This window comes from Kineosporia succinea (assembly GCF_030811555.1).
GTDB classification, from domain to species: Bacteria; Actinomycetota; Actinomycetes; order Actinomycetales; family Kineosporiaceae; genus Kineosporia; species Kineosporia succinea.
Map to the genome: position 1 here is coordinate 5118433 of NZ_JAUSQZ010000001.1, position 12527 is coordinate 5130959.

At 72.8% G+C, this 12527-nt stretch carries 13 protein-coding genes; 6 read left to right on the plus strand and 7 right to left on the minus strand.

The window, feature by feature from the left end:
* Nucleotides 1–13: 13 nt before the first annotated feature.
* Nucleotides 14–619: an Rv1733c family protein gene (locus J2S57_RS22225; protein ID WP_307246118.1), complete on the plus strand. Its 606-nt coding sequence runs from the start codon at nucleotides 14–16 to the stop codon at nucleotides 617–619.
* On the opposite strand, the gene J2S57_RS22230 is transcribed toward J2S57_RS22225, so the two are convergent.
* On the minus strand, nucleotides 596–1555 hold the full coding sequence (locus J2S57_RS22230; protein WP_307246121.1) for a LysR substrate-binding domain-containing protein: 960 nt from the start codon (nucleotides 1553–1555) through the stop codon (nucleotides 596–598). The two genes, J2S57_RS22225 and J2S57_RS22230, sit on opposite strands and share 24 nt — an antisense overlap.
* Nucleotides 1556–1606: 51 nt before the next feature.
* On the opposite strand from J2S57_RS22230, the gene J2S57_RS22235 reads away from it, so the two are divergent.
* From J2S57_RS22235 to J2S57_RS22245, 3 genes are read left to right on the plus strand one after another with little or no spacing between them, the layout of a single operon-like run.
* Nucleotides 1607–2524, plus strand: a complete 918-nt coding sequence (locus J2S57_RS22235) for a DMT family transporter (protein ID WP_307246123.1) — start codon at nucleotides 1607–1609, stop codon at nucleotides 2522–2524.
* A gap of 9 nt (nucleotides 2525–2533) precedes the next feature.
* Nucleotides 2534–2857: a thioredoxin gene (gene trxA, locus J2S57_RS22240; protein WP_307246125.1), complete on the plus strand. Its 324-nt coding sequence runs from the start codon at nucleotides 2534–2536 to the stop codon at nucleotides 2855–2857.
* Between the two features lie 13 nt (nucleotides 2858–2870).
* Nucleotides 2871–3989, plus strand: a complete 1119-nt coding sequence (locus J2S57_RS22245) for a BTAD domain-containing putative transcriptional regulator (protein ID WP_307246127.1) — start codon at nucleotides 2871–2873, stop codon at nucleotides 3987–3989.
* On the opposite strand, the gene J2S57_RS22250 is transcribed toward J2S57_RS22245, so the two are convergent.
* The 6 genes from J2S57_RS22250 to J2S57_RS22275 all read right to left on the minus strand — a co-directional run bounded on the left by J2S57_RS22250 (nucleotide 3986) and on the right by J2S57_RS22275 (nucleotide 11674).
* A complete protein-coding gene (locus J2S57_RS22250; protein WP_307246129.1) occupies nucleotides 3986–5584 on the minus strand; it encodes a serine/threonine-protein kinase in 1599 nt (532 codons plus the stop codon). The two genes, J2S57_RS22245 and J2S57_RS22250, sit on opposite strands and share 4 nt — an antisense overlap.
* A gap of 1 nt (nucleotide 5585) precedes the next feature.
* Nucleotides 5586–7292 (minus strand): zinc ribbon domain-containing protein, encoded by a 1707-nt coding sequence (locus J2S57_RS22255; RefSeq protein ID WP_307246131.1) that lies wholly within the window; start codon nucleotides 7290–7292, stop codon nucleotides 5586–5588.
* 73 nt (nucleotides 7293–7365) lie between these two features.
* Nucleotides 7366–8583 carry an FHA domain-containing protein gene (locus J2S57_RS22260; protein WP_307246134.1) on the minus strand — a complete coding sequence of 406 codons (1218 nt, stop codon included), beginning with the start codon at nucleotides 8581–8583 and terminating at the stop codon, nucleotides 7366–7368.
* Nucleotides 8580–9767, minus strand: a complete 1188-nt coding sequence (locus tag J2S57_RS22265; RefSeq protein ID WP_307246136.1) for an FAD/NAD(P)-binding protein — start codon at nucleotides 9765–9767, stop codon at nucleotides 8580–8582. Before J2S57_RS22265 ends, J2S57_RS22260 begins: the two co-directional genes overlap by 4 nt.
* A 129-nt stretch (nucleotides 9768–9896) precedes the next feature.
* The gene (locus J2S57_RS22270; RefSeq protein ID WP_307246138.1) at nucleotides 9897–10649 is read right to left on the minus strand and encodes an enoyl-CoA hydratase; all 753 of its coding nucleotides are present in this window, start codon (nucleotides 10647–10649) and stop codon (nucleotides 9897–9899) included.
* Between the two features lie 98 nt (nucleotides 10650–10747).
* A complete protein-coding gene (locus J2S57_RS22275; protein ID WP_307246140.1) occupies nucleotides 10748–11674 on the minus strand; it encodes a TIGR03560 family F420-dependent LLM class oxidoreductase in 927 nt (308 codons plus the stop codon).
* A 149-nt stretch (nucleotides 11675–11823) separates the two neighbouring features.
* Here J2S57_RS22275 and J2S57_RS22280 point away from each other — a divergent pair, with 149 nt between their 5' ends.
* Together J2S57_RS22280 and J2S57_RS22285 are read left to right on the plus strand one after the other, a co-directional pair.
* The gene (locus tag J2S57_RS22280; RefSeq protein WP_307246142.1) at nucleotides 11824–12183 is read left to right on the plus strand and encodes a YidH family protein; all 360 of its coding nucleotides are present in this window, start codon (nucleotides 11824–11826) and stop codon (nucleotides 12181–12183) included.
* Nucleotides 12183–12500, plus strand: coding sequence for a DUF202 domain-containing protein (locus J2S57_RS22285; RefSeq protein ID WP_307246144.1), 318 nt, complete (start codon nucleotides 12183–12185; stop codon nucleotides 12498–12500). Before J2S57_RS22280 ends, J2S57_RS22285 begins: the two co-directional genes overlap by 1 nt.
* The last annotated feature ends 27 nt before the right edge of the window (nucleotides 12501–12527 follow it).

Genomic DNA, 12527 nt, shown 5'->3' on the forward strand with positions numbered 1-12527 from the left:
TGAGAGGCGGACGATGAGGTCTCCTGTTCGGGTCTGGTTCCGGCGTTGCGCGGCGGCCGCCCGGCCCGGTTTCGGCCGGGCCCACAACCCGTTACGCCGCCGCAGCGACCGGTTGCAGGCGTTCTGCGCGCTCGGTGCGGTGCTGCTCGTGCTGGCGGTGCTGCCCGTCGCCCTGGTCGGCAGCCTGAGAACCTGGCAGCACTACTCCCAGGTGTCCGCCCAGGAGCGGTCGGAACGTCACCTGGTGCCCGCCACGGTGGTCGAGGCCGACCCCGAGACCCAGCTGGCCCGAAGCCATCTCGCCACGCTGTCGTGGGTCTACCCCGACCGCGTGGAGCACACCGGGCACATCACCGTCACCTCCGCCACGGTGGCCGGCGACAGCGTGCCGGTGTGGGTCGACGACCGGGGCGCCATGACCCCGGCCCCCACCAGCACGCTCAACGTCTGGCTCGACACCCTCGGGTTCGGCCTCGGCCTGACCGGGGCCGCCGTGCTGGTGGGGGTGTTCTGGTACCGCGGGTCGCGGTTCTGGCTCGACCGGCGCCGCACGAAGGCCCTGGACAGCGAGTGGCGTGAGCTGAACGGCAGCCGGTCAGAGGGTTTTCACCGCGGCTGACGTCGCGTCGTGCCGGGCCGAGGCCACCTCGCGCAGCTTGTCCAGCACCACCGAGGTCGGTGCGTCGGCCGACCGGCCCGCCCGGGTGATCGCGTAGACCAGCCGGGCGGGTGAAGGGCCCGCCACCGGGATCGTGCGCACGTTCGGGAACCGCAGCGGCTGGGCCAGCCGGGGCAGCAGGCCCACCCCGGCCCCGGCCGCCACCAGGGCCGCGAGCGCGTCGTACTCCATCGTCCAGTGCCGCACGTCGGGCCGGAAACCGGCGGTCGCGCAGGCATTGTCGGCGATCGCCGAGCAGGCGTCGTTCGGGTTCGAGGAGATCCACTCGTCGTGCGCGAGCAGCGCCAGGTCGATCTCGGCGCAGCCGGCCTGCGGGTGGTCGTCGGGCAGCACCACGTCGAGGATGTCGCTGATCAGGTCGAACCGGGCGTAGCGGGGGTCGTCGTGCCGCGGCCCGCCGGGATGGTCGACCGTGATCGCGATGTCGACCTCACCGGCGTCCAGCGCCCGGATCGCCCCGCGGATGTCCATGTCCCGCGCGTGGATCTGCAGACCGGGCCGCTCGGTGCGCAGCTGGCTCATGGCCGGGCCGAGCACCGCCGCCACCGCGCTCGGCAGCGTGGCCACGCGCACCTCGCCGACCAGTCCGTCGTCGAACGCGGCGAGGTCGGCCCGGGCTCGCTCGAGCTGGGCCTCGATCGCGATCGCGTGCCCCAGCAGCACCCGCGCGTGACCGGTCAGCCGCACGCCGCGTCCCTGCTTCTCGAGCAGCGGCACGTCGAGCTCGCGGGCCAGCCCGGCCAGCTGCTGGCTCACCGCGGAGGGCGTCAGGTGCAGGGCGGCCGCCGCCGCGGCGACCGTGCCGCGCTGCTCGACCTCCCGCAGCAGCCGCAGCTTGCGCAGATCGATTGTGAAGTCCGGGCTGTCGATTGACATGAAGAAAATCTAGATGGACTTAACGTTCAGCACCAGAGCATGCTGAGAGTCATGAATCGGCGAGCCGTCGTCCTGTTCCTCAGCCTGGGCCTGGCCTGGGGCATCCCGTACATGTTCATCAAGGTCGCGGGCGCCGAACTGGCCCCCTCGGTGCTGGTCCTGGCCCGCACCGGCCTGGCCGCCCTGATCCTGCTGCCGCTCACTCTCGCGAGCCGCCGTCACCGCTCGAGTCTCCCCGACGTCCTCAGGCACTGGAAGCCCCTGCTCGCCTACACGGTGGTCGAGGTGGCCCTGCCCTGGGTCGCCCTCAACCACGCCGAGCAGACCCTGACCAGCTCGACCGCCGCGATCCTGATCTCGGCCGTGCCCGTGGTCGGCGTGGTGATCGCGCTGCTCACCGGCAGCACCGAGCGCTTCGGCACCCGTGGTGCACTCGGCCTGCTGCTCGGAACGGTGGGGGTGGCCACCCTCGTCGGCCTCGACGTGAACGTCTCCGACCTCGGCGCGGTCGCCGAGATGGGCGTCGTGGTGGCCGGTTACGCGCTCGGCCCGGTGATCCTCTCGCGCTGGCTCGGTGACCTGCCCGGCCTGCCGGTGGTGGCCGTCAGCATCACCGCGGCCGCCCTGGTCTACGTGCCGGTGGTGCTGCTCGGCCCCGGCGTGCCCGCGACGCTGCCCTCGGCCGACGTGCTCGTGGCCGTCGTCGTTCTCGCCGCGATCTGCACCGCCACCGCCTTCCTGCTGCTCTTCGCCCTGATCGGCGAGCTCGGCCCGGTGCGCGCCACCACCATCGTCTACCTGAACCCGGTGGTCGCCGTGGCGGCCGGTGCGCTCTTCCTCGACGAGCGCGTCACGGTCTTCACCCTGCTCGGGTTCGTGCTCGTGCTCACCGGGTCGTACCTGGTCAACGGCACCCCGCGCAAGGCCGTGGTCCCGGTCGGGGCGAGAGAACTGCAGCCCGCCCGATAACCTGGGCGGATGCCCCTGACCACCGTCTCCGAGGCCTCCTTCGCCGCCGACGTCCTGGCGAGCCCCCGGCCGGTGCTCGTCGACTTCTCCGCACCGTGGTGCCCGCCCTGCCAGACGATCGCCCCGGTGCTCGAGCAGATCGCCGCCGACGAGACGCGGCGCCTGCGGGTGGTCACGGTCGACGTCGACGAGAACCCGGTGGTCGCCGACCTCTACCAGGTCTCCCGGATGCCCACCCTGGTGCTCTTCCGGGGTGGGCAGGAGGTCGCCCGCGTCCAGGGCGTCAGACCCCGCGAGCTCATACTGGAGGAGCTCGCGCCGCACCTGGGCTGAGGGGAGGACCGTCATGGAAGACCGCGTCCACATCGGCCTGCTCGGCCCGCTGCAGCTGCACGTCGACGGCCGTCCCGTCTCGGTGCAGGGCAAGCGCCGCAAGGCCATCCTCGCTCTCCTGGCCGCCGGGGCCGGCCGCACCGTCACCGTCGGCGCCCTGCTCGACGAGGCGTTCTACGACGTCGACGACCCGGCCCCGAACACGCTGCACGTGCACGTCTCCCAGCTGCGCTCGCTGCTCGCGCCCTACGGCGCGGCCCTCGAACGGCAGGGCGGCGGCTACCGCCTCGACGACGCGGTCGTCTCCACCGACGCCTCCGGTCTCGACCGGGCGCTGCAGTCGGTGCGCCGGCGGCCGACCCCCGAGAGTCTTCGGCAGTTGCGGTCCGCGGTAGACGCCTGGCGCGGCGACTTCTGCGCGGACGTGCCGGTCCCGGCCCTCGAGGGCCGCCGGGCCTTCCACTCCGACCTGCGCCTGAGTGCCTGCGAGGTGCTGTTCGACGCCGAGCTCGCCGGCGGCGGCTCGCCCGAGCTGCCCGAGCGCATCGAGCACCTGCTCGCCGGGGCGCCGCTGCGCGAGAGGCTCTGGGGTCAGCTGATGCTCGCGCTGAACGTGGCCGGGCGGCAGAGCGAGGCCCTGGCCGCCTACCGTCGCGCGCGCACCGTGCTGGCCGACGAGGGCGGGCTCGATCCGGGCCCGGCGCTGCGCGAGCTGGAGGCGATGATCCTGCGCCAGGCCGACTCGGTCGACAGCATCGCGCCGGTGCTCCCGGCCAGCACCGCGCCCACCCTGGTCTGGCTCGACGCCTCGGGCACGCTGCAGGCCCGGCCCCTGCTCGAGGCCACCCCGCTGGTGATCGGCCGCTCCGCCGACTGCGGCATCCGCCTCGACTGGGATCCGCTGGTCTCCCGCCGCCACGCCACGATCGCCCGCACACCCGAGGGTTTCGCGGTGAACGACCTGGGCTCGACCAACGGCGTGGTGGTCGACGGTGTCGAGGTGCACGACCGGGCGCTGCTGAAACTCGGGGGCACGCTGCAGATCGGCGACACCGTGCTGTTCCTGCGGGCGCCCTCGCGGCGCACCGGTTCGCCGCAGCACACGGTCACCGCCAGACGGAGTGAGCTCTAACCGTTCTCGAGGAACCGGATGGACTTCTCCACCCGGTCGAGGCGTTCGGCGAGCCGGTCGTGGTCGGAGTCGCGGGTGAACAGCACGATGTGGTCGGTGTCCCGCCCGGACTCCGACATCACCATCAGGTAGCGGATTCTCAGCTTCAGGGTCGGATCCTTGCTGGCGGTCAGCGTGCCCTCGACCACCCAGGCCGAGCGGTTGTCGATGGTGGTGCGCACCGGCGCGCCGAGCTCCTTCCTGTTCTCGGCCAGGAAGGTCTCGAGGTGCTGGCTCACCGCGACCGAGTCGTCCAGGTCGAGGCGGCGCGTCTGTTCCGCGTACAGCCCCTCCACGGTGGTGCCGCCCTTGATCGCGGCGATCACGTTGGCCCAGTCGCCGGTCTCGAGCACCCCGCCGTACTGGTTCGTGCAGAAGCAGGTCTTGCTCAGGTTCGAGTGCGGTGACCAGTCGGTGGGCCGGTCGAAAGCCAACCATGAAGTGGCCTTCTCGGTGCCCGTGTAGCTCACGAACTCCGGCTGCAGCCAGCGCGGCAGCACCACGAAGGCCGCGGCCAGCAGGGCGGTCACGGCCAGCACGGCGGCGATCCAGGGCGCCTTACGGGTTTTCGGGCCGATGGTGGACGTGGTGGTCGCCCCGGTGGTCACCGCCCCCGGTGCGGGTGGCTGGGGGAGGGGGACGTTCAGGCTCGGCTGGTCGTCCATCGAGTCGGGGGACGGACGGCGTTGTGCGCCGGGGGCATTCACGCGGAACGCCTCGCGCAGTTCGGCGACCACGGCCCGGCACGAGGTGGTGCGCTCGGCCGGGTCCTTGGCCATCGCCCGCGCGATCACCTCGTTCACGGCCGCCGGTACCCCGGGCAGCGGGTCGGGGGTGGCCTGCATGTGCGCCCACAGCAGGGCTGCGTCGTCGTCGCGCCGGAACGGCGGCAGCCCCGAGAGCGTCTCGTACAGAACGCATCCCATCGCGTACACGTCGGCCGCCGAGGTCACCTCCTCGCCGGCGATCTGCTCGGGGGCGACATAGGCGATCGTGCCGATGAAGTGCCCGGCCGTGGTGTAGCCGGACAGACTGGTGGAGCGCTTCGTCAGGCCGAAGTCGGTGAGGTAGACGTGGTCCTCGCCGTCGGTGCGGGCGAGGAGGATGTTGCCCGGCTTCACGTCGCGGTGCACCAGGCCGTGCGCGTGCGCGGTGTCGAGCGCCGCCGCGACCTGGGTGAACAGCGGCAGCACGCGCTCCGGGCCGAGCGGGCCGGCCTCCGCGAGCACCCGCCCCAGATCGGGCCCGTCGACGAAACGCATGGCGATGAACAGCACGCCGTCGGCCTCACCGGCGCCGTAGATCGGCAGCACGTTCGGGTGGTCGATGCTCGCGGCCAGTTCCGACTCCCGGATGAACCGCTGCCGGAACTTGTCGTTGCCGGCCAGTTCCGGGGCGATCAGCTTGAGCGCCACCCGCCGCCCGAGCGAGAGGTCACGGGCCCGGTGGACCACGGCCATGCCGCCGCGCGCGATGTAGCCCTCGATCTCGTACCCGGCCAGCACGTCGCCGGGCGACAGCATCGTCCGGCCGTGGGTGCCCCGGGGCTCGGTCATGTCAGCCCCTGCTCACGCCGGCGCCCGCGCGGCCCGCCGGGGTGCCGCACGAGAAGCAGAACCGGTCGCCGGGGGACAGCTGGGATCCGCACTGTGGGCAGAAGCTGCCCGAAGGGTGGGCCGGGGCGTGCGGATTCGCCGGTGGTGCGGGCCGTTTCACGGTGGGCTCCTCGCCCGGGTCCTGCGGGTCGGTGGTGCCCGCGGCGAACACGGTGGTCGGGTGCTGGTCCGAGGACGACGCACTCGCCCGGTCTCGCGTCCCGCCTCCCGGGGGAGGCGAGGTGGGAGGGACGGTCTCCGCCCCGTCTTCTGCCGGCTCCTCGCCGCCGGCCCCGTGACGGCGCCGCGTGAGCGCGAGCGCGACCATGGCCGCGATCAGCACGGCCAGCACCAGGGCGGAGAACACCGCGATCGCGCGGCCGCTCCACCCGGCGACGTCGTCACCGGTGGGGGTGAGCACGTCGGCCTCGTCGGAGAGGTCCTCGGCGGTGCCGGACCTCTCCTCGGCCCGGGCCAGCAGGTCCACGGCCACCCGCTGCCCGCCCGTCGCCTCGGCCGCGGCCTTCAGCTTGGGCACCGCGGCGGCGAACTGGGACGCCTCGAAAAGCTCGAGCCCGTCGTGGAACTGGGCGTCGACCGGGCTGGAGTCGCGGGCCAGGCCGAACGTGCGCAGGTCGTTGGACATGTGTGACGACGACACCGACCCCAGCTCGTCGCTGCCCTCCGGGGTACCCAGGAACGCCACCAGGTCACCGCGCTCCGAGACCACGGGTGCGCCCTCGGCCAGCGGCCCGAACTCCTTCGACCACTTCTCCAGGTCGGCCGCGGAGATCGGCGAGCGCTCGGAGTCGGTGAGCGTGCCGGTGCCGACGGCGGGCTCTTCGTTGACGCCGCGCGAGGCGATCACCCAGTACTTCGCGCCCGGCTCGGGGTTGGCCAGCTGCAGGGTGAGCGGGGCGATGCCGCGCGGCTGCGTGGACAGCACCGCCACCCGGGCGTCGGACTGCGGCAGACCCTCGAGCTCGGAGTTCTCGCCCTCGGTGACGCTCGGCAGGACCCGGTGGCGCATGACCACGAAAACGGCGCAGTGGTGCGAGGTCTCCCAGGCGTAGCAGCTCTGGAGCCGGTCGTTGATCTCCGGGTTCGTCGGCGGGCTGTCGGCGAGTGTTCCCTTGTTCTTCTCGGTGATGGTGGTGCGGGCGAACGGGTCGGCGGGCATCTCCTTCATGAACTTCGCGTCCACGAAGGCCTGGTTGACGCCCCAGGTGCCGAACCGCTTCTCCTGCGCCGCGTCGTCGGCGAGCGCGCCCTTGCCGGTGATGACCAGGCCGCGGGAGTTCACGAAGGTGCCGGAGGAGACCGCCTGCGGGTCCTCGACCTTGCGGTAGCGGTATTTCTCCACGTGGTAGTGGTGCAGTGCGACGTACACCTCGGCGACGGTCTCGACCTGGACCAGCGCGCCCTGGGCGACGAGGTCGGGGGTGGTCCACTCCTGCCCGCCCCGGGGGAGGTCGACATGGCTGTCGGCGTCGTGCTCGGTGTGGGCGGTGGCGCTGGGGGACGGCGTGCCGGCCGTGCCCTGGTGGTGGTGGCCGTCGGGCGTGGAGGCCTGGGCCGGCAGGGCGCCGACCACCGAGGACAGCATCAGAGCGACAACTGTCGCCAGAAGTCTGGCTGAGTGCGGCCCCCCGCCGCTGGTCACGGTCATCCCGGCCTCCTCCTTCCTTTCCGGACAGTATCGGCTGTCGGGACATGACCGACATACCCCCGTCGGTCGCGGGCTACCGGCCACCGCTGTGGTAGGCGTCGTAGGTCATGGTGCGCCGTCCCATCCGGATCGTCGTGCCGCCCGTCAGCTCGACCGGCACCTCGCCCCGCACCGGCCGGGCCCCCTGGGGGCCGAGCAGGAAGGTGCCGTTCGAGGAGTCCTCGTCGGTGAGGCAGGCCGTCCAGTCGACGAGCGTGACGCGGGCGTGCACCCGGGAGACCCCGTCGATGTCGTCGTTGAGCACCATCGGCCGGGCGTCGCCCGCGCGCACCGCGGGGTGCGAACCCGGGTCGCGGCCGATGATCAGGTCGCTGTCGACCGTGACCGAGGTGCCGTCGTCGAGCACCAGCACACCCAGGGCCGGGCGGGGCCGGTGGACGATCGTGCGGGAGACCTGGTGCATCGAGATGCCGCAGAGGGAGCAGAAACTCGCCTGGGGATCGGTGAAGTGTGCCCGGGCGCAGAGCACTCCCTCGATCGGCGCGACGTTGGGCCGGGGTACGGACAGGCCGCCGCCGGGGGTACGCAGGGGCGTGGGCTCGAGCCGTTCCTGCCCGAGGTGCGGGGTGGGCGGCAGCGACGAGCCGTAGCTGCGGTCGTGAGCCGGCGGCCGCACGAGCGGGGCCTTCACGGTGGGTGCGGTGCGGGCGAGGTTCTCCTCGGTGGTGAGGGCGGACCGGGGCACGACCAGGGGGCGTTCCGCGGTGACCTCGTCCCTCGCCGAGGCCGGGCTCCCGTCGCCGCGCCCCACGACGAGGCCGGAGCCGAGGAGGGTACCCCGGGACAGGTTCAGCGAGATCCCCTCCGCTGTCGCTGATCCCGTCCCGGGGTACGTGTGGGCCGTCCGGAGGTGGAAACCTTCCACGCCGGACGGGAAGCGCCGCTCGACCCAGGCCAGGGAGTCGTTGCCGCGCAGGATCTCGGGGGCCCGGCCGCTCACGTGCACCTCGGCCTCGACGGCGTTGTGCAGCAGCAGCACCAGCCCGCCGTCGTCGGACCCGGCGGGGCCGGACGGCGGTTCGAGGGCCAGGGCGAACGGGGGCAGGTCGGTGCCGCCGACGCGGGCCGCGAGCGCGGGCAGCGTGGCCCGGCCGGCCGTGGCCGTGCAGGCGTCGAGCAGCGCGCGGGCCCCCGGGTGGGCCGGGTCGGCGATCAGCAGGGCCAGGCCCGGGCCGCGGTGCACGATCCCGGTGCCGGGCCGGATCGTGGTGCGGCTCGTCTCGATGCTCATGACCGCCTCCGGCGCAGCCGGAACGGCGTGCGGCGCGCGCAGAATCCCTGCTGGGCCAGGTCGTCGGCGATGTGGCGGGCGGCCCGGCGCAGGCCGTCGAAGGTGTCCGCGTCAGGGGTGCGCTCGCTCCGGGTGGCGGCCCCGCCGGCGTAGAGGCGCCCGCCGTAGGTGCGGGTGCCGCTGACCTCGCCGGTCGGTTCCACGGCCAGGTGGTTCAGTGAGTTGCGCCGCGCGCCGGAGTGTTCCAGCAGGTCGGCGACGACGCGGTGGCCGCTGACGTCGGGGTCGGGCCCGGCGCAGTCGACGAGGAAGTCGCCGGTGATCTCGAGCGGGCTGCCCCCGGTGGGCGGCCGCAGCAGCAGGGTGAGACGCGTGCCCCGGGCCCGCACCAGCTGGGCGTCACCCCGGATCGCCCGGTACCAGCCCTCTTTCCGGCCGCGGGGCAGGTCGTCGCCGGGCCTGTCGGGGCCGGCGAGGTGCACGATGCGGACCTCGGTGTGCCGGGCCGCGCGGTCGGCGGCCAGGCGCCGCAGCACCCGCGCGGCGTCCGGCCCGTCGCCGCGCACCACGACGGTGCAGCGGCGGGCGGCGACCTCGCGGTAGACGTGTTCGTGGCCCTCGAGGGAGTGCACGACGCGGTGCTGGTCGCCGGTGTCGGCCCGGTAGCGCACCAGGTCGGGCTGCATCCGCAGGCCCGGGTGGCCGAGCGACAGGTGCACGAACCGGCTGCGGAAGACTACCCGGCGCGGTGCGCCCGACCGCGGGGACGGCCCCGGCCCCGGCGTGAGCACGGTGAAGTAGCCGCCGCCCGCGCGCCGGCGCGTCATCCGCACGGTGCCCCGGGTCAGCATCGCCGGGTACCCGACGCGATCGTGGTCGCGGCGCAGGCCGGTGACCACGTCGTCCACCATCGGGTCGTTCACCGTGGCCTGGGACACCCGGGCCAGGTGCTCGAAGGTCTGCCAGGGCACCTCGAGGTTGGACAGCACCCGCAGCGAGTGCGGGGGCACGGCGCGGCGGCGCAGCTGATCGACCAGGGCGAGCGAGCCGGGACCGCCGCCGACGCTGACGAGCGGGACGTCGACGAGGGGGAGACCGGCCGCCAGCAGCAGGTCGTCCGACCAGATCGAGGTGGCGACCAGGTGCGGCGTGAGGTCACCGTGAGCGGTACCGGTGGTGGTCATCACGGTGGAACCTCCTTCTGCGGACCACGGGAGTGGCTGACGAGAAAGAGGTTGCCGGTGAGCGATGAAGCTTGGCTGAAGGCAGCGATCGCCTGGTGAAGCGATCGCCGGCCGCTGGGTGGAGCGTGCCTACCGCTTGGTGAACCGCTCGACGAACTCGGCGAAGTCGGGCCGGCCCACGGTGGCCGCCTGCGCCCACGACTCGAACTCGAGAACCTCGGGCAGCTCGGAGGTCTCGGCGATCTGCACGGCGCGCTTGGCGTCGCGGATCAGGCCCGGATCCCGGGAGGCGGCCTGGTGCGCGAGCGTGGTGGCGACCTTGACCGGGTCGTCGGCGATCCGGGTGACCAGGCCGTGCTGCAGGCCGTCTTCGGCCGAGATGGTCTCGGCGGCGATGATCGCGGCCAGCGCCCGGTCGGCCCCCATCCGCCGGGTCAGGAACCAGCTGGCCCCGCCGCCCGGGTGCAGGCCGATGTCGGCGAACGTGACGGCGAACTGGGCACCCCGCCCGGCGATCACGATGTCACAGGCCAGAGCGATGTTGATGCCCGCGCCGACGGCCACGCCCTGCACCGCGGCGATGGTCGGGACGGGCAGGTCGGCCACGCCCAGGAAGCTGCCGTAGACGTGTTTCAGGTCTTCGCGGATCTGGTGGGTCGGCCGTTTCAGGTCACCGAAGAGGCCGGGGATGTCGGCCCCGGCGCAGAACGCCTTGCCCTCGGCCCGCACCACCAGGGCCCGGGCGTCGTCGTCGGTGGCGACCCGGGCCACGGCCTCGGCGAGCTCGTCCAGCATGGCGGCGGACAGCGCGTTGCGCCGTTTCGGGGCGGCCAGCACGATGTGGCGCACCGGGCCGTCCTTCTCCAGCCGGACCGACTTCATCGTCACAACTCCCTCGGGGAGACGGATCGGGCGTGATCACGCAGTACCTTGCCGTGATCATGCCCGATCCGCCCCTCGAATCCGGCGGTGCCGGGGGCTCAGCCCAGCTGAGGCGCGACCTGCGAGGCCACCAGCTCGACGTGGTCGAGGTCGGCCAGGTCGAGGACCTGCAGGAAGAGCCGCGCGGCCCCCTGCTCGCGGTACTTGCCGACGGCCTCGACAGCCTGGTCGACGGTGCCCACGATGCCGCCGTTCTCGCGCATCTCCTCGACGTCGCGCCCGATCGCGGCGGCCCGGCGCTTGACCTCGGCGTCGTCACGGCCCACGCAGACCACGGCGGCGGACGAGAAGGTGGGCAGGTCCGCGCGGCCGGCCTCGGCGCAGGCCTGGCGCACCCGCTCGAACAGCGGGCCCACCTCGTCCTGCTTGACGAACGGGGTGTTGAACTCGGCGGCGAACCGCGCGGCCAGGGCGGGGGTCCGCCTGGCGCCCTTGCCACCGACGATGAACGGCAGCCGTTCCTGCTTCGGCTTGGGCAGCGCGGGGGAGTCGCTGAACCGGTAGTGCTTGCCCTGGAAGTCGTAGGTCTGCCCGACCGGGGTGGTGAACAGGCCCTCGATGATCTCGAGCTGCTCGGCCAGACGGTCGAAGCGCTCGCCGACGGGCGGGAACGGGATGCCGTAGGCCGAGTGCTCGGCGTCGAACCAGCCCGCGCCGAGGCCGAACTCGACCCGGCCGCCGCTCATCTCGTCGACCTGGGCCACGCTCACGGCGAGCGGGCCCGGGTGGCGGAAGGTGCCCGAGGTCACCAGGGTGCCGAGGCGGATGGTGGACGTCTGGACGGCCAGACCGGCCAGCGTCACCCAGGCGTCGGTGGGGCCGGGCAGCCCGTCGCCGCCCATCGTGAGGTAGTGGTCGGAACGGAAGAAGCCGTCGTAACCGGCCGCCTCCGCGGTCTGGGCGACCTTGAGCAGATCGGAGTAGGTCGCCCCCTGCTGGGGCTCGGTGAAAATGACCAGACGCATGATCCCCACCTTGGCAGATGCCCGGCGGCGTCCTGTAGCCGACCTTCTCCACCAGCTCTGGTGGGAACCTCGAAACAGTCTGAAATTGGATACATCTCACTATTGACAGAACGCTTGTGAACGGACTGTGAATGGTCGAGCCTGGAGGCATGGTGCCTTCCTGGGAGCGAAAACTGCTGTCCGAGGGGGAGGCTCCGGACCCGCGGTTCACCCTGGCCAACGAGCGCACGTTCCTGGCCTGGATCCGCACGTCGCTCGGCCTGGTCGCCGGCGGCATCGGTGCGGACGCCTTCCTCACCGACGTCCCCGACCTCGAACGGGAACTGCTCAGCTCCCTGCTGCTCCTGATGGGTGGTGTGCTGGCCGTCGCCGCGTACCGCCGCTGGTGGGCCGGTGAGCGCGCGATGCGCTCGAACCAGCCGCTGCCCCTGCTCGGCCTGGTCGGGCTGATCGGCTACGGGGTGGGCCTGGCCGCGCTCGTGCTCATCGGGACCGTGCTGCTGCGCTGATGGTGCGTTCCGACGACCCGGGCCTGCAGGTCGAGCGCACCACCCTGGCCTGGATCCGCACCTCGATGGCCTTCGCCGTGGTGTCGCTGCTGCTCATCCGCACCGGCCGGCCCGAGACGATCGTGGTGGCGATGGTGCTCACGCTGACCGGGCTGGCGGCGAGCATCGGGCTGAGCCTGGTGCAGCGGGCCCGGCACCGGGGGCGGGTCACGGACTTCAACCACTCCGACCCGGTGCACGGTTTCCGCGCGGTGGGGGTGGCCACCGGGCTGACCCTGCTGCTGGTGCTGGCGGCGCTGTGGTGCGTGTGGCTGTGAGGCTCGGACGACGATGACAGTGGACGC

Excerpts from the sequence above, each read along its gene's own strand:
- J2S57_RS22270 (WP_307246138.1), bottom strand. The coding sequence starts at position 10,649 with ATGAAGTCGGTCCGGCTGGAGAAGGACGGCCCGGTGCGCCACATCGTG.
- J2S57_RS22245 (WP_307246127.1), top strand. The coding sequence starts at position 2,871 with ATGGAAGACCGCGTCCACATCGGCCTGCTCGGCCCGCTGCAGCTGCAC.
- J2S57_RS22285 (WP_307246144.1), top strand. The coding sequence starts at position 12,183 with ATGGTGCGTTCCGACGACCCGGGCCTGCAGGTCGAGCGCACCACCCTG.
- J2S57_RS22265 (WP_307246136.1), bottom strand. The coding sequence starts at position 9,767 with ATGACCACCACCGGTACCGCTCACGGTGACCTCACGCCGCACCTGGTC.
- J2S57_RS22280 (WP_307246142.1), top strand. The coding sequence starts at position 11,824 with ATGGTGCCTTCCTGGGAGCGAAAACTGCTGTCCGAGGGGGAGGCTCCG.
- J2S57_RS22235 (WP_307246123.1), top strand. The coding sequence starts at position 1,607 with ATGAATCGGCGAGCCGTCGTCCTGTTCCTCAGCCTGGGCCTGGCCTGG.
- J2S57_RS22250 (WP_307246129.1), bottom strand. The coding sequence starts at position 5,584 with ATGACCGAGCCCCGGGGCACCCACGGCCGGACGATGCTGTCGCCCGGC.
- J2S57_RS22275 (WP_307246140.1), bottom strand. The coding sequence starts at position 11,674 with ATGCGTCTGGTCATTTTCACCGAGCCCCAGCAGGGGGCGACCTACTCC.
- J2S57_RS22225 (WP_307246118.1), top strand. The coding sequence starts at position 14 with ATGAGGTCTCCTGTTCGGGTCTGGTTCCGGCGTTGCGCGGCGGCCGCC.
- J2S57_RS22255 (WP_307246131.1), bottom strand. The coding sequence starts at position 7,292 with ATGACCGTGACCAGCGGCGGGGGGCCGCACTCAGCCAGACTTCTGGCG.
- trxA (WP_307246125.1), top strand. The coding sequence starts at position 2,534 with ATGCCCCTGACCACCGTCTCCGAGGCCTCCTTCGCCGCCGACGTCCTG.
- J2S57_RS22260 (WP_307246134.1), bottom strand. The coding sequence starts at position 8,583 with ATGAGCATCGAGACGAGCCGCACCACGATCCGGCCCGGCACCGGGATC.
- J2S57_RS22230 (WP_307246121.1), bottom strand. The coding sequence starts at position 1,555 with ATGTCAATCGACAGCCCGGACTTCACAATCGATCTGCGCAAGCTGCGG.